Origin of the sequence: Sulfitobacter sp. SK011 (genome assembly GCF_003352065.1) — a bacterium.
Classification (GTDB): domain Bacteria; phylum Pseudomonadota; class Alphaproteobacteria; order Rhodobacterales; family Rhodobacteraceae; genus Sulfitobacter.
This window is the reverse complement of record NZ_CP025803.1, coordinates 3,947,892-3,968,060: the sequence shown is the minus strand read 5'-3', so window position 1 is coordinate 3,968,060 and position 20,169 is coordinate 3,947,892. Positions and strand designations below refer to the sequence as shown.

Below are 20,169 nucleotides of genomic sequence, written 5' to 3'. Positions count from 1 at the left end.
GGCATTTGTCACACTGTGCAAAATTTCGCAGGGCATGGATGTAAATCATCATAACATTCCCTATGTAATTGTTAACGTATTGAAAGACAGGAGCGATTCATGGCTAATTTGGATGCACAGGTTAAGGAATCTCAGACGCAGGTTGCCGAGGCACAAAGCAAAATTGCCGAGTTGACCAGCCGGATCGAGACGGCGCGCGCCAAACTCAAGACTGGCGACGATGCGATGATCGACATCGAAAATGCCTCGCTTGAGGATGTGCATGCCCATACGGACGTGATGAACGCCAATATTGCCGAGTTGATCATGGGACTTGATGATGTGACCGCGGGGTTTAGCCGTGATTTCGACGAAATGCGCAACAAGACCGGCATGGAAAGCATCATCGGGATATTTTCCAAGGCCAAGTCGGACAGCATGCGTCAGGAACGGGTGCGGTCGGCGTCGATTGACGACAAATTGCAGGACTTGATTTCTAAGTCCGACATCATTGTGCAACTGCTCGAAGGGCAGTTGGCAATGCTGGAGGAGCAAAAGACAAAGGTTGAAACCAACCTGACCGAGACGCTGGATGAGCGTGAAATGACTGTGGGTGAATTGGAGACCATCCGTAGTGATATTCAGGGCATGGACCCGTCAATCATCAAGGTTGAGAATGCGATTGCGTCTGAGACAGACGCGGCGAAACGGACCAAATTGGAAACCGAATTGGCTGACCTGAACACCAAGTACAATGCCTTGGTGCAGGACGAGCAGGTCAAACTGGCCAAGTCGCAGACTCTGGAACGCTATATTGAAAAGGGCAAAACCTGGATCGATTCACTACAGAACCAGGCGGCGACACAGATGGTTTTGATTAACAAATTGCAGACTGACACCAAACAGCGTGTGGTTTTGTATGATGCGCTGACCAAGTCTTTGAAGACGGCGCAGCAGCAGGATGTGGCCCACCGGATCAATGAGATCGGCGTCAAAACGGACCAAGAGGCGCAATCGGCGATGGCGGGTATCGGGTCGGCCACGAATGCACGCATGGCCGAGATGATGGAAAAGCACGAGGACCATATGGTGTTTGCGCGGGAGGTGCTTGAGGCGAAGGCGAAGGCGGATGAACGGTTCGCACGACGGTTTGCCAAGATCATCGAGAAGCATGACAGCAATCAGTATGGTGGGTAAGCAAACCTCCTTTGCGGTAATATGGCTGGTCGTATTCTCATCCCAATCAGCTTCGGCGGACTGGCAAAGGACGACTCAAGACTCGTCCGATTTGGCTGAGTCGGAGTTGGTATTGATAGGTTCGGTCGTCCAACCAGGGATAAATCCGAAATTGATTACATTTTGGCGAGACCCAGAAAATGTTAGGGAAATCGGGGATGGTTTGACTGTCCGAACATTCAGATGCTTTGATGAAATAGGGGGCGGTATTGCAAATAGTTATTGTGAAATTGCGTCTGGCCATGAATGACTGACCCCTCTCAAGACCACGTCGGCCTGACCGACACCTTTGCCTCGCGTCGTTATTTCCGCAAGTTCGAAGGCATCATGCGACACATGCTGGATGTGGCGGGTGTGATGGAGGCCGAGCAAAAGCTGAACCGGGACGAGGTCGCGATTCTGACCCGCTATGCGGCCAAGTTGACCCATACTTTTCGTGCGCTGAGCCTTAAATACCTGCTGGTCGGGCGCAACACCGGGCGGTTCTTTGGATCGTTGACCATGGACGACCGAGATAGCGGATTCCCCGTGGCCGCGGAGATCATGACGATGGCCAATGACGCGCAGCAAGCGGCGACGCATCTGGAGAATATGGCGTCTGAAACAACCCTTAAAAACGAGATGGTACAGACGATCTTGGGTGATCGGGAGGTGCCGACGAAACTGCAATTCGCCTTGTCACAGCGGCTTTATTACGAAGAGCTGGCCAAGGGCGATCTGTTCTGGGTTCAGAATGATCCGCAGGCGGATTGGACCGGGAACAAGTCGGAACAGCGGCGCACCTTTCGGCTACACTGGGCGACATACGATTCACAGGTCAACCTGCCGGTGATCTATCTGATGGAGCTTGAGGACACGGGCAGTGTTGCTCTGCCCAAGGATGAACGGCGTTGGCCGGAGGTGCAGGCGCACCTGAGTGCGCAGGCGCTGGGCGGATTGAAGTTGGTCACCATCGCGCGCGGATTTGACCAGGACTTTGACGATCTGCATCCAAAGCGGTTGCGACGGTTCCATCTGGGTCCGATGTATTCCCACGCCTTTACCCGGCAAGCTGGACCCCTGCGCGAGGTGCTGGCTGAGGCAAAGGCACCTGTGGGGCAAGACTGGGCGCTGGTCTGGACCGAAGAGGAACTGTTGTCGGACCGGGTGATTGAAGAGAAATCGGGCTGGTTTTCGACGGTCGAACGGGAAGTTTTTGCGCTTGATCCCTTTGGGGTACAAGGCCCGGACCTTGGGGCGACACGGACAGAGCGCAGCATCATCCTGCCGCAGCGGCCCTTTCAGGTTTTGGAGGAAAAGAACCTGCCGGGGTTTGGATCGGTGCGCAAATTTGTGGTCAGCCCACAGGGGCGGGTGTTGCAGTATTAGCGGCGTAGCACCGAAGATGTGTATTTTAAGAACAATGAAGATGGGTTGAAGATATGAGCCAGACCTCAGACGCCATGGAACTCCGCGAGGAGGACATCAAGAAACATAATTCGGTGGCCGGTGCGTTGTTGGAAGGGTTTGATCATGCGCCGCGGATTGGCACACCTTTGGCTGCGGATGCCCCAGCCGAGAAGTCCAGCGGCGTTGGAACGCGGCGGCGGTTTCGTTCGACGACGCCGGGGCTGGTGACGCAACGCAACGTGGCAAGCGCAGGTGTGCAGTTGATTGGGCGCATTGCCCGCGCGGATGATGGCGATATGCTTGTTTCCCCGGTGCAGGCGACCGTCATGCATGCATTGCGCCGTGCGGTGGCGATTGCGCTGGCCGTGGCAGAGAATTATGCGGATCAGTCCGGTCTGGGCGATCTGAAGCGGGCTAATCTGGAAGGTAGTTTACCTGCTGCGCGCAAGACCGAATTTTCGGAACTGCTGGCCGGTGAGGCGTTGGTGACGCTTTATGTCTTTGGCAATGCTGTGGCCTATCTGTTGTCATCGCATTTGACCGAAGTGACTGTCGAAGTGGGCGATGTGGACGAGGTGCTGACCGACAATGGTCAGGTTGCCCTGCATGGCGCGCTGTGGGAGCTGGATCAGGATATCGCATCCCATGCGAGCGATGATGCGCGGCTGGTGGGTACCGTCTGTGCCTTTGCTGAGATGCTGATGGAGAAAGTTGCGTTGCGCGCGCAGACCGCGCCGCGATTGGAAAGTTTCAAGGGGGCCGCGTGGCGGGTTGAGGCGGATGATTTTACCGTGCGCGGGTTCAGCCCGGCGTCCAAGGCGAAGTCGACCACGCTGACCATGACGTTCAAGAAGCCCAATGAGGTTGTTGGCAACCACATCGCGAAATATCAGGCGATGAAGCTTTCCAAGATGCTGATGGCCTATGATTTTGACCGTCGGTTGAACCCGTTTGCGGACCTTGGTGGGTTCATCTTTACCTTCATGGGCGATGGCGCGCCGGGGACGGGGAAAACAACGCTGATCCAGATGATGGCGGGGTTGGTGAATGAATACTGCCTGAACGCGGGCTATCCGTTTCGCTATCAGAACCTTTCGACGGACAATATCGACAGCTATCAGGGCAAGTCGGGCCAGAACGCCAAGGCATTTATCAACAACATCATTGATCCGTCGGTGATCGGCTTTGGCACGATTGACGACATTGACCAATTGGCTGGTAAGCGGGGCGATCGGCAGTCGTCAGCGGGGCAGTTGGAGATCACGGCGGTGTTGATGGAGTCGTTTGCCGGGGCCAATACCGTGGTGCGCGGAAATTGTACGTTTGGGATGTTCTCGAACTATCCTGAGAACGTCGATGATGCCCTGCGCCAGCGGGCCGGGGCGCGGTTTCTGGTCGATGGGCCACAGACGCGGGATGATTACATCGACATCCTGAACCTGCTGATGGGCAAGAACCACGATATTCCGCTGGGTGATCATCAGCCGTTTGCCGCGCAGGAGATCAAGAAGGCGGTGGCGGCATCGTTTGAATCGCACTCAAAGCCCCATGAAGAGGGTCTGATGAAGGTGTTTGATCAGGTGTCAAAGGACATCGGCAGCCTTGATACGATTGCCAAGCTTGGGACCTATCTGAAGGGGATTCAGGAGGCGGATGAGCGGTTCACCGGACGCGCGATCAAGAACATCACGGATGCGGTTAAGGTGCGGGCGATGGACTTTGAATTGCCCGACGAATGGATGGAGCAACCGGACCTGTTCCTGTTTAAGGGCTATGACGAAAAGCTGGCGATGATCAAAGATATGCGCAAGCCGATCACGGTGGAGATGGTGATCCAAGAGATCAATCGGTACGCCGATTCCGAGTTCCGGTATGCGGATAAGTCGGATGAGATTGCGATTGAGAATGCGGTGCGGGACATGCAACGGATGGAGGCGGCAAAGAAGCGGTTTTTGAGTGGGGGTGCGGGGTGATGGATGCTTACTGATATATTTGCTGTTCGCTATGAAAGCCGAAAATTATTCTCTGAGTACGGTCGTCGAGAACAAAGGACTTTACATCAATGTATGACTTGCTTGGAAGAACTTTCGAGCAAGCGAAATCCCGATGACGGGACATTATCTGTAGATATGAACTTCTGGAATGCTGTTCATGGAAGGGTCTCAAATGAACTAGGCATGCGGTGGTTGAGTGATCCTTACCAAGATGCATTGGGGCGGACTTCGGCAATAGACTCGCTTGGAGTGAGGGAACGCTCGAAATTTGAGATTTCTAGAGATTGGATGGAACGACTTCCAAGCAACCTAGACGATACTGATGAATTCCTAAAAAATCGAATAAGCTTAATAGAAGTTGGCTTTAGAGAGGCATACAAAAAAGAGGAGTCCCAAATTCGGTTTGCAGAGACAAATCCAAAAATGGCTGAATTTCTTGGGAAAAATACTAAAACACACTCTACACTCTACAACATGAGTGCTAACGAACTGAACAAGCGCTTCAGAGATGCACGATTTCCGCTTCATTATCATAATGGCTTCGTTCAGATAGAGGCTGATAAGCTCATTTCGACCGAAATTGAGCAACCGTTTTGGAGCTTGGTATCTGAACCGCTTTGGGAAAATGTTGATTTAGATATGAAAGAGGCATTGGACCAGAGAGACTCTGGTGGGAAAGATCCTGCGCTTTATGCTGCGAAAGCATTAGAAAGTACGATCAAGATCATTTCCTCTGAGCTAAATATTACTCACGGCAAAGAAAATGGTGCACATAACTTTATTGAAAATATTGGCAAGAAGGATGTTGGGTTCATCAGGTCTTGGGAGGCTGACTTTCTAAAGTCCTATTTCACCAAAGTCAGAAACCCTTTGGGCCATGGTCCCGGAAAGGAAGAGATGCCAAGACTGACAGCTGAGCAAACCAATTGGGCGATAGAGTCCGCGATGTCTTGGATCAAGCTTTTGGTTCAAAGATACACATTGTTGCCCGAACGCGTACAATGAAACGCCTCATCAAACACGGCCTCATGTTTGGCAACCTGTTCCACGTGGACTCCCCTGCGCTGGTGGACCGCTATAACCGCGCGCTGGAGCACCTGACGGGCAAGACTACCAAACAGACAGACTTCCACGTCGATATCTCGGGCTACTCGCCCGAGATTGGCGATGAGTTGAACGACCACCTCTACCTCAACCATGCGGGTGTGAACCGACAGTTTATTTTGCTGAGCATGGACCAGCGCACGGCACCTTTGCTCAACACCAAATTCTCGACCTCGCGCGGCATCCTTCAGCAGTTTTATGCGGAGAACGAGGCGCAGTTGTTTGCCCTGACCGCGCGAGATGCGGTGGCGGGGGAATTGGTCAACAGCGTCTATGACGTGTCCACGCCCCGGCGGTTGTTTGATATCCGCCGGATCAAGGTTGAGGCTGATACCACCGCCGGAACTGTGCATGATGCTGAGAAGCTGGGCGATCTGGTGGATCGGTTCAAGACGGAGCCCGATGGTTGGTTCGATGACGTGCTGATTGCCGAGATGATCACGCTGGCGGGCAAGACCGGGGATGTGGTGCGTAATCCGGTCAAGCTGAAGCAGATGAGCTTTGATCAGCGCAATTTCTGGACGGCGCATTTTGGCGGGCTGTATCTTTTTCAGGACGTGGAACACCCTGCGTTGATCGCGCCGTTGGGCAAGGCAGGGTTGGGTGAGTTGCCTATCAAATATGTTTTTGATGCAAGCAACCGAAACCAAATTGCCAAGTTTTTCGAATATAACGAGCTGACCGAAGCCATCACTGAGGCGCGGGGGATCAATGCCGCCGCGATCCTGCGGCAAAAGATGGATTTCATTCTGGTAGATGCGGTGGCAGATCAGGGCGTGGACCTGACCGGGGCCACGCGGGCCGATATGCGGCGGCTGGCGCGGGACCATGGTGACAAGCTGCCTGCCGAATTTCACGCGTTGGCGGCGTTGGTAAACTGGGCAGAGAATGGTGGGGCCTGGCCACGTATTTCATCGGATCATCCGGCGTATTTCTATACCTTGCGCGCGTCTGATACAAAGGACGCAGCACTGGTGAACATGCTGCTGGCGGAACTTGCGCCCAAAGACGCACGGCAGATGTTCATCTGTCATAAGGAACTCTTTTACCGCACCTATGCGGGTTGGCCGGATAACAAGCGCGCCTATGTTGCTGATTTCCTTGTGGCCGAGTATCAGGTGGACAAGGCGGGCGCGCGCAGGGCGCTTTTTGGTCATGATGCGCCGCTCGAAGAACCAATGCCTGCAAAGCCGGACCCGGTGTCGGATATGATAGCCCGGGTTGGTCCGTGGGGCGCGGTGAGGGGGAACTAGGCGATGCTTGCACTGGCACGATTGGTGGTGATGGGGTTCGTCGTTCTGACGGTGATCTTTATCTGTTTGTCATTCTATTCGCGTGCTGTCAGGCGCGGCAAGTTGCGCAAGAAATGGGAGGATGGCCCACGGAAGGTGGACCGGGAGACGTTTGTGCGGCGCGGCCTTGAAAGATACGATGACTCGATCCGTCGTAAATTGATTTGGGGCGTTTATATTGTACCTGTGGTGCTGATCAGCGTGATCATCTATCTGACCAATTTTTCGTAAGAAGGAACCTCGTGATGGCGATTGTTAAATGGGTCTTCTGGATCACAGTCTGGGTGCTGATTGGCGCGTTCTTTCATTACACGCTGCCGCAGGTAGACATTGTGCGGGTGACCGACACGTATGAAAAGCGGATCGATTTTGGTGAGAATTCGATTTTCTGGGCGCAAGCAGATATTGGAACGGATGGTGCCGCGGTCAATCGCGATGTGTTCTTTATCCAGACACGGCGGGCCAAGGGTGACGTCATGGTCTACCGAAACGAGGATACCGGCTGGGGCTGGCCGCCCTATTTCAAATTTGACACGTCAAATTTGCAGGCTGAGGCGGCGGACGCCAAATCAACCACCGGGGCACCGACCTATGTGGCGCTTAAGCATTATGGCTGGCGCAATGAATTCCTGACAATATTTCCGAATGCGATTTCGATCCGGGCGGTGGAGGGGCCAGATGCGTCCAAGGGAATTCCGTGGCTTAACATCATCATACTGACGCTGTTTTTTGCGATTGTTTACGCGATCTGGGTGCGCTGGCGCAGATTCAGGATGGCACGGATCGATCCGACGCTTGAGGCGATTGAGGATGATTTTGCCGAAAAAAGCGGACGGTTTTCCCGCTGGTTGGGGACGTGGCGCAAGAAGCCTTGAATTAAGCATTCTGGCGTTAGTCGTTCATACTGCATGACTTTCTGCCCTGCGACGCGGTTCAATCCGCAAAGAGGTAATCCGTAGACGCAATCTCTCGGGCCTTTTCATGCGGTATCGCCAAGAATTGGCTCAGCATTTCCGCGTTTTGATCCTCTGACGCGTTTTCGCGCAAACGCAGGTGGTTTTCGAAACCAGAATCTCTGATCTGGTCACTTTCATGCACCATGTCGTTCCGGATAGTGGGCAAAAGGCGTTCCAAAGTGTCTTGCGATGTCTGTTCCCCTGCAAGGCCCACACGCATTGCGTGGCCGATCAGATAATCATCGGAAAACTGGCATTCGATCTCAAGCATCCGCGTCACGGATCGGTCCGATGCAAAATCATTCAGCAGATCCAGATTTTCCGGATCCATGCACACAATGAGGCGGTCGGTTTCAAAATAATCAAACAACATGCGCATCAGCGCACGGCGGTGGCGCGTCCGTTTTTCCAGGGTGTTTTGAATGCCACCCAAATCGGGCAAAGGCGTGTCTTGTTCGTTAAAGATGTATTCGATTGCCGGTACATTGGTGACCTGACGGATGCGGTCAAGCACGCGTTTGGCCACATGCCATTTCTTGCAGATGACGATCAGCAATTCTCGTTCGCGACCCAAGGTGCTTTCGGTTTCCCAGAAACGGGTGGCAAAGCGGCGCCCAATACGGCCACGCCCCGACAAGAATTTGAAAAGGCTGCGCCCTTCGTTGCTGATCTGGAATTTTACACTCTCGGCCGCATAAAGCAGTCCCAGACGCCGCTTGAGATTCTGCGCTTCCGCGCTGATCTTGCGGGCGAACAGGTAATCCTGTGCCAAAAGCAGATCATAGTGATCGTTGTAGAACGTGACCGGCATCCCGTAGTCGGTGAACATGAGAAAAGTCAGCGTGCGGGTGCGTATTTCATCCTCGGGCACGAGATGGCGTACCAATGTTTGAAAAAATGTCTCATCCGGAATCCAGGTCGTGCGGAAAAAGCGGACGACATCCTTGCGCTGCTTTACGAAGTGCAACAGCCATTCGATGGTACGGCGGCGCAGGCACCACCATTGGCTGCCGATCTGGATCTGCAAGTCTGCAGGGATCTCTCGGGTCAGGCCCAGCCATTTTTGCACTTCGAACATGGCGTAGAACAGTTTTTTGTGGGTGCGCTCGTTCACCCAATGGCGGTAAATCAGGCGTTCCTCTTTCCAGCCTGTTTTGATCCAGTCACTTTCGAAATAGTCGAAGCTTTCGATGAAATCAGCATCGTTTTCATCCAGGTACTGATGGGTGTATTCGGCGGATTTGATCGCCATGCAATCGCCAGACAGCATGTAGAAATGTGTGGCACGTGGAAAGGCTTTGGCGGCGGATTCAACGGCGTAAAGTGTGGCTTGGACCAGCGACCATTCCCCCCACCCGCATTTGATCCGCTTATGGGCAAATGTGACGTTTGGATTGTTCGCGAGGGCCGCCTTAATCTCTTTGAAATGTTCAGGATTTGCAGAGGCATCAAAGTGGATCGACATATAATCGCCGACCGCTGTCAAACGCTCCGCTTGCCGAATAATGGCAACCGGATCCTTGTGACAAAGCAGAATGTAGGCGATTTTTGCCATTTTGGAAACGAACTGACCCTTTAACTCGGTTTGTTTACCTAGATAATGATGAAGACCGATTGAATAAACACCATTTATTTGCTTTTTTGTAGCAAAGCCAAACTGTTGCTAAAAACAGTCAGGGCCATCAGGAGGCGAGTGAGCATGGGTTTCCCCGGTACGTGGATGACAGAGAGCGAAAGCGTGGTTTACCGCGTGGTGCCGAAATGCGCCTGTTCAAGCATCGGACAGATCATGTTCTATTCCGACCATGGCGATTTTTTCGATGGCGATATTCACGATGCCAAGGCTGGTTTGCACAAATGGGCGTTGGATGGATCACAAGAGCCGATCACCCGGAATGTGACCAACCACAAGTCTTATGCGTTCACCTGTGTGCGCAATCCCTACACGCGCATCCTGTCGTCATTCTTTGACAAGATCTGCGGGATTCAGCGTAACGGGAAGCGTTATCGCGGCAATTTGGTGCCGCTGCTGATCCAGAAGTACGGCATCGAGGTTGGTGGGGAGGATGGCAAACAGGAATTCGATCAGATCGCATCGTTTCGCCGGTTTTTGCTGTTTGCCCGTGACACCATTCGCTGGCACCGTCCCATGGACCCTGACATTCATTGGTCAGCGCAGTCGGGTCATGTGAGCACTTTCATCATCAATGGCGGCACCTATGACAAGATCGTCTGGACCGAAAGTTTCAACGATGGGATGCAGGACGTCATGGACGCCATCGAAACACCACACCAGGTGACCCTTGCCGACATCCCCCGCTTTAACGAAAGCGAAGGGCATGGACCCAAGCGGGCGCATCCCGTTGAGGATTATTTTGATGATCTGTCAATGCATCTGGTGCGCGAAATTTATAAGCGTGATTTTGACTTGTTCAAATATGACTTTGAAAATCCGGGCAACAAGATGCCCATCGGCGAGATTGATTTGGCCGAGGTGCACGCAAAATTGGGCGACTGAATTTCCCCGGCGGGCTTATGACGGGTTCGGCCGAATGATCGACAGCACCCTGCGCGCAGCGGCGGCACTGCCTTTGGGCGACGGGTGGATCATATCAAGGGCGTGAAAACTTGCGTCGCCAAAAGGCACCATATCGGCCAGCGAAACAAACGTAATGCCACTGTCCAGCGCAGCCAGTTTTGCGATGCGCGCTTCGAGTTTGTCCCCCAATGGCTTACATGCCTCGATTGGGGATCCTCTGCCGGGGCTGCGCAGGTATCCGACGTAGATGACCTTTGCACCATCCCGGCGCGCGCGCGCAATTGTATTGGGTATCGCCCCTTTGCGCCCATCGCTGGATATCAGCTTTTCCATTTGGCGAGTGCATTTGCCACATCCGCAGCCCATCCAAAGGTCATTGCCGCCCCCGTTCATCACGACATAATCCCATTTTCCGGGTCGGTATTGTTTGGAAATATTCATCCCCAATCCGCCCGAGATCGGTAGGGCGTAAAGATGCCGAGCCCCCGCCACGGCTCTGCTTTTGACTTTGGTGCGCAGCAGGCCGGACAACACATGCGGCAGTGATTTTTTGGCGGAACTGTTTGAGGTCATGAACGAATCCCCCATCACCAGAACCCGCATCGGACTTTCTGCGGTGGCGGGGGTGGTCATCATTAAACAAAGGGCCAGCGCGGTGCACAGGCGAACGAGCAGCATCATGTTTATCCTTTTTCACGCGGCAGCGCGCGATGCGCGGGCAGGTACGTGTGTGGCAGACTTAGATTCTGTCAAAATTAGTACAATTTCGTGGCAAAAATATGGCAAATTGTGTTGAGTTGTGGTTGGGCAAAGATGGTAATTGCCTTGTAAAGCAGCCTTGCGCGAAGTGCCATGGCGGCATAAATCAACACTATGAGTCAAGTAAAATCATCCTCCAAATCTGATCCCAATTACAAGGTGATCGCTGAAAACCGCCGGGCGCGGTATGATTACGCAATTGAGGATGATCTTGAATGTGGGATCATGCTGGAAGGGTCCGAGGTCAAATCACTGCGCATGGGCGGGGCCAACATTGCTGAGAGCTATGCTGCGGTTGAGGATGGTGAGCTGTGGCTGGTGAACGGCTATATTGCACCCTACGCGCAGGCCAAGACCTTTTCGCACGAGGAGCGCCGCCGTCGCAAATTGCTCGTCTCGCGCAAGCAGTTGTCGCGGCTTTGGAATGAAACCCAGCGCAAGGGGATGACGCTGGTGCCGCTGGTGATGTATTTTAACCATCGCGGCAAAGCCAAGATCAAGATTGGCATCGCCAAGGGTAAGAAAAATCATGACAAGCGCGAAACAAGCGCCAAGCGTGATTGGTCACGGCAAAAGGCACGTCTTCTCAAAGATCATGGATGATCGGTTTATTCTGATCGGCTTTCGGTACAGCGTTTACACGCGCATTGTGCGCATGGCACTTTTGGAGCTGGGACTTGAAGCCACCTATGTTGAGGCCAATCCTTTTGCCGTAGAACCTGATGCTGAGCTGTCTCGCCACACGGCATTTGGTCGGGTTCCAGTCTTGCGGCACGGGGCATTTACGCTAACAGAAACAGCCGCGATCACCGGGTATCTCCATGATTTGACTGCCGGCCGGGCATTGCGGCCCGATGATGCCCAAGCCACCGCGCGCTTGCGGCAGGTGATCGGTATCGTTGATGCCTATGGCTATCAACCGATGGTCAGAGATGTGTTTTCACACGGTTTTTACCGGCCACATCTGGGTGAAGAATTTGACCCGGACAAAGTTGTCACCGGATTGGAGCGGTCTCTGCCTGTTTTGCAGACGCTGGATTTGATCGCCGAGGAAAGGCTGAAACTGAATGGCAAAGACGTCAGCCTTGCCGATATCCATCTCTCACCGATGATCGCCTATTTCGCAAAGGTTCCTCGGGCCGCAGATCTATTGAGCAAGTACCCTGCGCTGTCAGCGTGGTGGGCACAGCTGTGCAACCGCCCCTCTTTGATCGAAACGGATCCCTTTGCGATGCGGTAAATGCGTTAACGGCACCTTTTTTCCCCTTTGTCACACCATTTGCCCGCCCTAGTCCTGAATGCGCTGCAAGCTGGGGCCACATGCGGCATCAAATAAATACGGCCCCATAGGGAATGGAAATATGGAACTTATTATTGGTCTCCTTTCGGGCGCTGTTGGTGGTAATGTTGTTGGTAAAATTCTGGGTCAGCTCGACCAAGGTACTTTGATCAACTCAATCTCGGGCGTCGTGGGCGGCGGTCTGGGTGCGACGATCCTTGGCGGTCTGGGTGCAGGTGCCGCAGGTGGTGGGCTGGATATCGGCAGCATCATCAGCCAGGTTGCTGGCGGCGGCGTCGGCGGCGGCGTTGTTTTGGCGATTGTTGGCATCGTTAAAAACATGATGGAGAAATAAGTGACTTTGGGCGGTGCAACAGCGTCGCCCGGACTTGCCAGCCTGAACCAGCGGCGGTAGGCAATAGGAAACCTGACAAAAGAGGGCTTCCTGTGACCGATGATCCCAAAACACTGGTTTCAACTGACTGGTTGGCCAAGCATCTCAAAGACCCGGATCTGCGTTTGCTGGACGCATCGTGGTACCTGCCTGATACGGACCGGGATGCAAAAGCGGAATATGACGCGGCGCATATCCCAGGCGCGCGGTTTTTCGATATTGATGATATTTCCGATGCACGGTCAGATTTGCCCCACATGGCCCCGCCGGTTGAAAAGTTTATGTCGCGCATGCGCGCCATGGGGGTTGGTGACGGCCATCAGGTCGTTGTCTATGACGGCGATGGTTTGTTTTCTGCGGCGCGCGTGTGGTGGCTGTTCAAGCTGATGGGACAGAATAACGTTGCTGTTCTGGATGGTGGCCTGCCAAAGTGGATCGCAGAAGGGCATGCGACCGAAGATATGCCGCCGATCCCGCGTGATCGCCATATGACTGTGCGTTTGCAAAACCACTTGGTGCGCGATGTCACGCAGGTCGCCCATGCGTCAAAGCTTGGCGATCCGCAGATTGTTGATGCCCGTGCCGCCGCGCGGTTCCGCGGTGATGCGCCTGAGCCCCGCGAGGGTCTGCGCGCAGGGCACATTCCCGGTGCGCGCAATGTGCCATACACCGAACTGTTGAACGATGACAAAACGATGAAGTCCCCCGATGCCACGCGCGCAGTTTTCGAGGCGGCGGGTGTTGATCTGGGCAAACCCGTTATCACTTCGTGCGGATCCGGCGTGACGGCGGCCATTCTGGCGTTGGCACTGGAACGTATGGGGCATACGAATTGGTCCCTTTATGACGGCTCATGGTCCGAATGGGGCATGTTCCCCACGGTGCCCGTCGCAACCGGAGAAGCATAATGTTTGAGACGCTCAAGGCGCAGCCTGCTGACAAAATTCTAACGCTTATGCAGATGTACAAAGACGACCCTCGTGCCACAAAGGTGGACCTGGGGGTTGGCGTTTACAAAGACGCGACTGGCCTGACACCAGTGATGCGTGCGGTAAAGGCGGCAGAACACCAGTTGTGGGAAACGCAGAACTCCAAGGTTTATACCGGTCTTGCGGGTGATCCGGCGTTTGCGGATGCGATGATTGCGCTGATACTGGACGATGCAGTGCCCCGTAACACAATTGCTGCGGCCGCCACGCCGGGGGGTACGGGGGCGGTGCGTCAGGCATTTGAGATGATCCAGATGGCGCGACCAGAGGCGCGGGTATTTGTGTCTGATCCAACCTGGCCCAACCACCTGTCGATCCTGAAGTATCTTGGGATTGAGGCAGTACCCTATCGCTATTTCGACGATGAAACACGTGGCGTTGATTTTGACGGTTTGATCGCAGACCTAAAAACGGCAAAGAAAGGCGATGTCGTCTTGCTGCACGGGTGCTGCCACAACCCAACCGGTGCCAACCTCAATGCGTCCGAATGGGATGCGGTGATCAAGGTGCTGCTTGAAACCGGGGCCACCCCGATGATCGACATTGCCTATCAGGGTTTTGGCGATGGATTGGAAGAAGACGCCGCCGCCACGCGCAAAGTTGTGGCGGCTGTGCCAGAGTGCCTGATTGCAGCAAGCTGTTCCAAAAACTTTGGTATTTACCGCGAACGCACCGGGCTTTTGCTGGCCATCGCTGCGGATGCGTCAGCGCATGACCTGAACCAAGCGACGTTGGCGTTTTTGAACCGCCAGAACTTTAGCTTTCCGCCTGATCACGGGGCGCGGATTGTGACGATGATTCTGGATGACGACGCGTTGCGCAGTGATTGGATGGCTGAGCTGGAAGATGTCCGCACCGCCATGCTTGGCCTGCGCACACAGCTTGCGGGTGAATTGCAGCGTTTGTCCGGATCAGATCGGTTTGGCTTTCTCGCGCAGCACCGCGGCATGTTCTCGCGCCTGGGCACGACACCGGAAAAGGTTGAAGAACTGCGCAGCAAACACGGTATTTACATGATCGGTGACAGCCGCATGAACATCGCCGGTTTGAACAGCGAAACGGTACCAATTCTGGCGAAAGCAATCCTCGATGTTGGTATCTAGGCGCGGCGCGCCAATGCCATAGATGCGAAAAAGCCCGGACATGACGTCCGGGCTTTTTCATGTCTCATGGTGGCTTGTCAGCCTTTTGAGAATTCAGGATAGGCTTCCATGCCCAGTTCTGACATGTCCAATCCGTTGATCTCTGCCTCTTCGCTGACGCGGATACCCACCGTGGCTTTCAGGATCGTCCAGACTATAAAGCTGACGATGAACACAAAACCACCCACTGCACCAAAGCCAATGATCTGTGTCACGAAGGACGTGTCGGCGGTATAGACCGGTACCACCAAGGTGCCCCAGAAACCCGCGATCAGGTGAACCGGAATCGCACCGACCACATCGTCGATCTTGAGCTTGTCGAGGAAGGGGACGGCGAAGACAACGATTACCCCGCCCACAGCACCAATCCAGAGCGCCCCAAACAGCGTTGGGTCAAGTGGACCGGCGGTGATTGACACCAGACCTGCAAGCGCACCGTTCAGCACCATGGTAAGGTCGACCTTGCCATAAATCATCTGTGTCACGATCAGCGCGGCAACGGCACCAGCGGCGGCAGCCATGTTTGTATTGGCAAAGATCTGTGCGACGGCATCCACATCAGAGATGGTTCCCATCGCGAGCTGGGATGCGCCGTTAAAGCCGAACCAACCGAGCCACAGAATGAACGTACCCAATGTCGCGAGGGCAAGGTTTGAGCCTGGCATCGGTATCACACGACCTTCCTTGTTGTATTTACCAAGGCGCGGCCCCAGCACAATCGCACCCGCAAGTGCTGCAAAACCACCAGCGGCGTGTACCAGCGTAGAACCGGCAAAGTCGCTAAAGCCCATGTTGGCAAGGAAACCTGCGCCCCACTGCCAGCTTGCTTCGATCGGGTAGATCACGCCTGTCAGCACAACAACGAAGATCAGGAAGGGCCACAATTTGATGCGCTCAGCCAAAGTGCCGGACACGATAGAGGCTGTGGTTGCACAGAACATCAACTGGAAAAAGAAGTCGGATGCGTTGGAATAGCCGCCAGCATCAATCTCGGACTTGATATCCTTTGTGCCAATGCTGCCAAAAACATCCTGAATGATCCAGTTGCCGTCGCCGGGGTACATGATGTTATAGCCGATGAGCCAGTACATGATCGCAGCAATCGCAAACAACGCGATGTTCTTGGTCAACTGGGTCGTCACGTTCTTGGATCTGACGAGGCCGGCTTCGAGCATCGCAAAACCCGCAGCCATCCAGAACACCAGAAAGCCACCGATCAAAAAGAGCAGCGTGTTAAAGATAAATGTTGTATCGGCCAGCGTTGCAAATTCTGCATCCTGCGCCGCGCCCAGTGTCGGCACCAGTGCAAGCGCCGTGACCATGGGAATGATGTATCGTTTTTTCATGGGTCTGTTCTTTCTTAATGCAGAGGGGTCAAATGGCGTCATCGCCGGTTTCGCCTGTACGCACGCGGACGGCCTGTTCCACATCGAGGACAAAGATTTTTCCGTCACCGATCTTGCCGGTTTTCGCTGTGCGGCTGATCACTTCGATCATCTGATCGGCGACGCCATCCGAGACGACCAATTCCAATTTGACCTTGGGGACAAAGTTCACGACGTATTCGGCACCGCGATAAATTTCGGTATGGCCTGACTGTGCGCCAAAGCCCTTTATTTCGGTCACCATCAACCCGCGCACGCCAGCGTCTGTGAGCGCCTCACGTACTTCTTCCAGTTTGAATGGTTTAATAGTTGCAATGATGAGTTTCACCTTCTGGATACCTCTTTCAGTTGGCAGGAGCGCCCTGCATTGTGCAGGTGCAGCAAAACCTGGCAGGGCCTGAATTTGAAAGCGGTGGGTGGCCAAAACAGGCCTAAAGCCGGCATGGCGTGCTTAAATATTAGCCACACTTGCGGATGTGATTAAAAAATAGTCGGAAAATTGACGTTGTTTGTTCAATGGGACGCTAAACAATCCGGCCCGCTCAGGTTAAGATGCCGTAAAAATCAGGCCGGGCAGGCAATTTCATGAGTGATTCATCCAAGCGTAAGCGCCCTTTGGTGGCGGACAAGCGGTATCCTGGAAAAGGGTCGGCTGTCCCGAAAAAGGCACCCAGAGGCAAAGCGCCCGCGAAACGCAAACCGGCACGGGCCAAACGGCCAAGACGCGGGGGTATCATTGGTCTGCTCAGCGCGTTTGTGGGCTGGGTATTCCGACTGATCTGGAAGATTACATGGCGGCTTACTGCGGTTGCCATGGTCGTTCTGGCGGTTGCGATTGGATATTTTTATACAACGCTGCCCGCGCTTGATGACCTGTTGGATGGCCGTGCGCGTGGATCGGTCACAATGCTGGACAGGAACGGTGATGTCTTTGCGTGGCGGGGTGATCAATTCGGTGGTGTTGTAACCGCTGACAGCGTGTCCAGACACCTCAAGAACGCGGTGGTCGCCACCGAGGACAAACGCTTCTATTGGCATTTCGGGGTCAGCCCGCGTGGTATCGCGTCGGCGATCCGCATCAACCTCAGTGAAGGGCGAGGTCCGTTGTCTGGCCATGGTGGTTCCACCATCACACAGCAGGTCGCCAAGCTCATTTGTTTCGGGGAGCCGTTCGATGCTTCCACCGGACAGACAGAGGCGGAATATGAGCGCAGTTGCCGCGCGGGCAACATTCAGCGCAAGGCCAAAGAGGCGCTTTATGCCATGGCGATGGAGGCAAAGTATTCCAAGGACGACATCCTGTCGATTTATCTGAACCGAGCCTACATGGGTGGCGGTGCCTACGGCGCTGAGGCCGCGGCGCAGCGGTTCTTTGGCAAGCCCGCCGCAGCGGTGAATGCAGCCGAAGCAGCTATGCTTGCCGGTCTGCTGACCGCGCCCAGCAGTTTTTCCCCAACATCCGACCTTGATCGTTCGCAGAACCGCGCGGCCACGGTCATTCGGTTGATGCGCGAGCAGGGCTACCTGACACAAGCAGAGGCGGACGCGGCCCAAGCCAATCCGGCCGAATTGTCAGAGGCTGCCGAGGCCAAGGCGGGCGGGTATTTCGCCGATTGGGTCATGTCGACGGGTCCCGAATTCTTTACCCGTAACACCACCGAAGATGTGATCATCAAAACCACCCTTGATCAGCGTATCCAGCGCGCCGCCGAGGATGGGTTGAAATGGGTGTTCGAGAACAAGGTGCGCGAAGGGTCAAAGGCGCAGGCCGCCATCGTTGTCATGTCGGCAGACGGTGCCGTGCGCGCCATGGTCGGTGGTCGCAAAACCAAAGTGGCAGGTGCGTTCAACCGTGCAACGCAGGCCCTGCGCCAGACAGGTTCCGCATTCAAACCTTTTGTCTATGCCGCAGCGCTTGATCTGGGGTATTCACCAAATGATCTGATTGATGATGAACCGTATTGTTTGAACATTCCCGGTTCGGGTAAGTGGTGTCCAAGAAACTATACCAATAACTTCAAAGGCTTGGTGACGCTTACCGACGCCCTCAAGAATTCGCTGAACATTCCTGCCGTCAAAGTTTCTGAAAGTGTTGGGCGTGAACTGGTCAGTCAGGTTGCCCTTCAGTTTGGTATAAAAAATGATCTTGCCGCAGGACCGGCACTGGCGCTTGGCGCATCCGAAAGTACCTTGATTGAAATGACGGGTGCATATGCCGGTATCCTGAATGGGGGGTCGTCGGTGACGCCATACGGTCTGATTGATTTGCGGCTGATGGGAGATAATGAGCCTTTGATGGGGACCGGTGGCGGCATTGGTGAACGTGTGATTCAAGAAGAGGCCGCGCGCCAATTGGTTTACATGATGGAAAAGGTCATTTCCGAAGGCACTGGCCAACGTGGGCAGTTTGGCGGACGCCAACTGGCAGGAAAAACCGGAACGACCTCAGCTGCCAAAGATGCCTGGTTTATCGGATTTTCAGCCGATTATGTTGCCGGGGTCTGGATGGGGTATGATGACAACACACCTCTCAAAGGCGTGACAGGCGGTGGTCTGCCAACTGAGATATGGCGTGAAACGATGAGCCGTGTGCACGAGGGTGTCCCGCTTAGCGATCTGCCAATGAGCCTGCCGGGCCCTGCAAGTGGCCTGGGCGAACAGCAAGTCGCCTCAGATCCCATTCCAGTTGATAATGGCGGGGGCACACTGATCGATCAGGTGCTGCGCGAGATCTTTGGCCCCTCTTCCGGGGGTGGGGGTCAAAAAAACATTCCGGCGCGTGGTGAAGACCGCTGAGCATCACAATTTGTGATTGAACGGCGCACATACGGTCGTTTTTGATTGGATGGTGTTTGTGTCATCAGGGGATTGTTCAGAAAATGAGGTCCCCCATGACACCCCTTCGCATCGCATCTTTTTCGGCAGACGGCAGCGGCGGCAATCCCGCCGGCGTTGTCATTTCAGACCACCTGCCTGACCCCGATCAGATGCAATCCATCGCTGCAGAGCTTGGGTTTTCCGAGACCGCGTTCGCCACCCCAGAGGGCGATGCCTGGCGCGTCAGGTATTATGCGCCTGTCGGTGAGGTCGCTTTTTGCGGCCACGCCACAATCGCACTGGGGGCCGCGCTGGGTGCGCAAAAGGGGGCAGGACAGTTTGATTTGAACCTGCGGGACGCAAAAATTACCGTTGATGCGATGCAGGAAAGCGGTGTCTGGCAGGCTGCACTCCAGTCGCCTGAAACATGGTCAAAGCCATTGGATGATGAACTGGCGGTGCAGCTCTTATCGCTCTTTTCTCTGACGCGTGAGGACCTCGAACCGATGTTGCCACCAACACTGGCTTTTGCAGGGGTTAAACACGCCGTTCTCACCCTGAAGGACCGCACAAAGCTTGCGCAGATGTCCTATCCATTTGAACCGATGCGTGCGCTGATGGCTGAACATGATCTGGTTACCGTCAGTCTGCTTTACATCAATGGGCCGCGTCTTTTTGAGGCGCGTAATGCATTCGCCAGCGGTGGGGTGGTCGAGGACCCTGCAACCGGCGCTGCCGCTGCCGCTTTGGGCGGCGCGTTGGTTGATATGAATTGGGATGGATTGCGCACAGGCGGTTCATTCGAGATCAGTCAGGGCGTGGATATGGGTGCCCCGTCAAGGTTGACGGTGAATGTGACCGGAAGGCCCGGTGCGTCGGTGCGTGTGAGTGGCGCTGTCAGGTGGATGTGACCGG

General features: G+C 54.5%; 19 protein-coding genes. 15 read left to right on the top strand and 4 right to left on the bottom strand.

From position 1 onward, the window contains the following. The first annotated feature begins 99 nt into the window (after positions 1-99). The 7 genes from C1J02_RS19665 (at position 100) to C1J02_RS19630 (ending at position 7,869) form a co-directional block, all read left to right on the top strand. Positions 100-1,176 carry a hypothetical protein gene (locus C1J02_RS19665; protein WP_114880080.1) on the top strand — a complete coding sequence of 359 codons (1,077 nt, stop codon included), beginning with the start codon at positions 100-102 and terminating at the stop codon, positions 1,174-1,176. Between the two features lie 285 nt (positions 1,177-1,461). Then, positions 1,462-2,583: a hypothetical protein gene (locus C1J02_RS19655; protein WP_114880078.1), complete on the top strand. Its 1,122-nt coding sequence runs from the start codon at positions 1,462-1,464 to the stop codon at positions 2,581-2,583. A gap of 53 nt (positions 2,584-2,636) precedes the next feature. Continuing rightward, positions 2,637-4,577, top strand: a complete 1,941-nt coding sequence (locus tag C1J02_RS19650; protein WP_114880077.1) for an ATP-binding protein — start codon at positions 2,637-2,639, stop codon at positions 4,575-4,577. A gap of 3 nt (positions 4,578-4,580) precedes the next feature. Beyond that, entirely contained in the window at positions 4,581-5,603 is a 1,023-nt protein-coding gene (locus C1J02_RS20980; protein ID WP_162798384.1) for an AbiJ-NTD4 domain-containing protein, read from the top strand. Continuing rightward, a complete protein-coding gene (locus tag C1J02_RS19640) occupies positions 5,600-6,955 on the top strand; it encodes a DUF6638 family protein (RefSeq protein ID WP_114880076.1) in 1,356 nt (451 codons plus the stop codon). The genes C1J02_RS20980 and C1J02_RS19640 overlap by 4 nt, the downstream gene beginning before the upstream one ends. Before the next feature lie 3 nt (positions 6,956-6,958). Then, positions 6,959-7,225: a hypothetical protein gene (locus C1J02_RS19635; protein ID WP_114880075.1), complete on the top strand. Its 267-nt coding sequence runs from the start codon at positions 6,959-6,961 to the stop codon at positions 7,223-7,225. A gap of 14 nt (positions 7,226-7,239) precedes the next feature. Then, positions 7,240-7,869, top strand: a complete 630-nt coding sequence (locus C1J02_RS19630; RefSeq protein WP_114880074.1) for a DUF1523 family protein — start codon at positions 7,240-7,242, stop codon at positions 7,867-7,869. Positions 7,870-7,927: 58 nt separating this feature from the next. On the opposite strand, the gene C1J02_RS19625 is transcribed toward C1J02_RS19630, so the two are convergent. Beyond that, a complete protein-coding gene (locus C1J02_RS19625; protein WP_114880073.1) occupies positions 7,928-9,505 on the bottom strand; it encodes a DUF5928 domain-containing protein in 1,578 nt (525 codons plus the stop codon). A 144-nt stretch (positions 9,506-9,649) separates the two neighbouring features. Between C1J02_RS19625 and C1J02_RS19620 the strand changes: the two genes are divergently transcribed. Beyond that, positions 9,650-10,468: a sulfotransferase family protein gene (locus C1J02_RS19620; protein WP_114880072.1), complete on the top strand. Its 819-nt coding sequence runs from the start codon at positions 9,650-9,652 to the stop codon at positions 10,466-10,468. Positions 10,469-10,483: 15 nt separating this feature from the next. On the opposite strand, the gene C1J02_RS19615 is transcribed toward C1J02_RS19620, so the two are convergent. After that, complete coding sequence (locus tag C1J02_RS19615) at positions 10,484-11,170, bottom strand: SGNH/GDSL hydrolase family protein (RefSeq protein ID WP_254693163.1); 687 nt, start codon at positions 11,168-11,170, stop codon at positions 10,484-10,486. Between the two features lie 192 nt (positions 11,171-11,362). Between C1J02_RS19615 and smpB the strand changes: the two genes are divergently transcribed. The 5 genes from smpB (at position 11,363) to C1J02_RS19590 (ending at position 15,013) form a co-directional block, all read left to right on the top strand. After that, positions 11,363-11,851 carry an SsrA-binding protein SmpB gene (gene smpB / locus C1J02_RS19610; RefSeq protein ID WP_114880071.1) on the top strand — a complete coding sequence of 163 codons (489 nt, stop codon included), beginning with the start codon at positions 11,363-11,365 and terminating at the stop codon, positions 11,849-11,851. Next, positions 11,844-12,488, top strand: coding sequence for a glutathione S-transferase family protein (locus C1J02_RS19605; protein ID WP_254693162.1), 645 nt, complete (start codon positions 11,844-11,846; stop codon positions 12,486-12,488). The genes smpB and C1J02_RS19605 overlap by 8 nt, the downstream gene beginning before the upstream one ends. A gap of 121 nt (positions 12,489-12,609) precedes the next feature. After that, positions 12,610-12,882 carry a hypothetical protein gene (locus C1J02_RS19600; protein WP_114880070.1) on the top strand — a complete coding sequence of 91 codons (273 nt, stop codon included), beginning with the start codon at positions 12,610-12,612 and terminating at the stop codon, positions 12,880-12,882. Positions 12,883-12,974: 92 nt separating this feature from the next. Next, on the top strand, positions 12,975-13,829 hold the full coding sequence (sseA, locus tag C1J02_RS19595) for a 3-mercaptopyruvate sulfurtransferase (RefSeq protein WP_114880069.1): 855 nt from the start codon (positions 12,975-12,977) through the stop codon (positions 13,827-13,829). Beyond that, entirely contained in the window at positions 13,829-15,013 is a 1,185-nt protein-coding gene (locus C1J02_RS19590; RefSeq protein ID WP_114880068.1) for an amino acid aminotransferase, read from the top strand. Before sseA ends, C1J02_RS19590 begins: the two co-directional genes overlap by 1 nt. A gap of 77 nt (positions 15,014-15,090) precedes the next feature. Here the strand turns inward: C1J02_RS19590 and C1J02_RS19585 are convergent, their stop codons facing one another. Further along, positions 15,091-16,398: an ammonium transporter gene (locus tag C1J02_RS19585; RefSeq protein ID WP_114880067.1), complete on the bottom strand. Its 1,308-nt coding sequence runs from the start codon at positions 16,396-16,398 to the stop codon at positions 15,091-15,093. Positions 16,399-16,426: 28 nt separating this feature from the next. Continuing rightward, complete coding sequence (locus C1J02_RS19580) at positions 16,427-16,765, bottom strand: P-II family nitrogen regulator (RefSeq protein WP_114880734.1); 339 nt, start codon at positions 16,763-16,765, stop codon at positions 16,427-16,429. A 257-nt stretch (positions 16,766-17,022) separates the two neighbouring features. Here C1J02_RS19580 and C1J02_RS19575 point away from each other — a divergent pair, with 257 nt between their 5' ends. Together C1J02_RS19575 and C1J02_RS19570 are read left to right on the top strand one after the other, a co-directional pair. Beyond that, the gene (locus tag C1J02_RS19575; protein WP_205389830.1) at positions 17,023-19,233 is read left to right on the top strand and encodes a transglycosylase domain-containing protein; all 2,211 of its coding nucleotides are present in this window, start codon (positions 17,023-17,025) and stop codon (positions 19,231-19,233) included. A 95-nt stretch (positions 19,234-19,328) separates the two neighbouring features. Continuing rightward, positions 19,329-20,165 (top strand): PhzF family phenazine biosynthesis protein, encoded by an 837-nt coding sequence (locus tag C1J02_RS19570; protein ID WP_114880066.1) that lies wholly within the window; start codon positions 19,329-19,331, stop codon positions 20,163-20,165. Positions 20,166-20,169 lie beyond the last annotated feature (4 nt).

Bases quoted from the DNA above. Each gene is read 5' to 3' on its own strand.
- C1J02_RS19665 (WP_114880080.1), top strand. From the start codon at position 100: ATGGCTAATTTGGATGCACAGGTTAAGGAATCTCAGACGCAGGTTGCC.
- C1J02_RS19655 (WP_114880078.1), top strand. From the start codon at position 1,462: ATGACTGACCCCTCTCAAGACCACGTCGGCCTGACCGACACCTTTGCC.
- C1J02_RS19650 (WP_114880077.1), top strand. From the start codon at position 2,637: ATGAGCCAGACCTCAGACGCCATGGAACTCCGCGAGGAGGACATCAAG.
- C1J02_RS20980 (WP_162798384.1), top strand. From the start codon at position 4,581: ATGCTTACTGATATATTTGCTGTTCGCTATGAAAGCCGAAAATTATTC.
- C1J02_RS19640 (WP_114880076.1), top strand. From the start codon at position 5,600: ATGAAACGCCTCATCAAACACGGCCTCATGTTTGGCAACCTGTTCCAC.
- C1J02_RS19635 (WP_114880075.1), top strand. From the start codon at position 6,959: ATGCTTGCACTGGCACGATTGGTGGTGATGGGGTTCGTCGTTCTGACG.
- C1J02_RS19630 (WP_114880074.1), top strand. From the start codon at position 7,240: ATGGCGATTGTTAAATGGGTCTTCTGGATCACAGTCTGGGTGCTGATT.
- C1J02_RS19625 (WP_114880073.1), bottom strand. From the start codon at position 9,505: ATGGCAAAAATCGCCTACATTCTGCTTTGTCACAAGGATCCGGTTGCC.
- C1J02_RS19620 (WP_114880072.1), top strand. From the start codon at position 9,650: ATGGGTTTCCCCGGTACGTGGATGACAGAGAGCGAAAGCGTGGTTTAC.
- C1J02_RS19615 (WP_254693163.1), bottom strand. From the start codon at position 11,170: ATGATGCTGCTCGTTCGCCTGTGCACCGCGCTGGCCCTTTGTTTAATG.
- smpB (WP_114880071.1), top strand. From the start codon at position 11,363: ATGAGTCAAGTAAAATCATCCTCCAAATCTGATCCCAATTACAAGGTG.
- C1J02_RS19605 (WP_254693162.1), top strand. From the start codon at position 11,844: ATGGATGATCGGTTTATTCTGATCGGCTTTCGGTACAGCGTTTACACG.
- C1J02_RS19600 (WP_114880070.1), top strand. From the start codon at position 12,610: ATGGAACTTATTATTGGTCTCCTTTCGGGCGCTGTTGGTGGTAATGTT.
- C1J02_RS19590 (WP_114880068.1), top strand. From the start codon at position 13,829: ATGTTTGAGACGCTCAAGGCGCAGCCTGCTGACAAAATTCTAACGCTT.
- C1J02_RS19585 (WP_114880067.1), bottom strand. From the start codon at position 16,398: ATGAAAAAACGATACATCATTCCCATGGTCACGGCGCTTGCACTGGTG.
- C1J02_RS19575 (WP_205389830.1), top strand. From the start codon at position 17,023: ATGAGTGATTCATCCAAGCGTAAGCGCCCTTTGGTGGCGGACAAGCGG.
- C1J02_RS19570 (WP_114880066.1), top strand. From the start codon at position 19,329: ATGACACCCCTTCGCATCGCATCTTTTTCGGCAGACGGCAGCGGCGGC.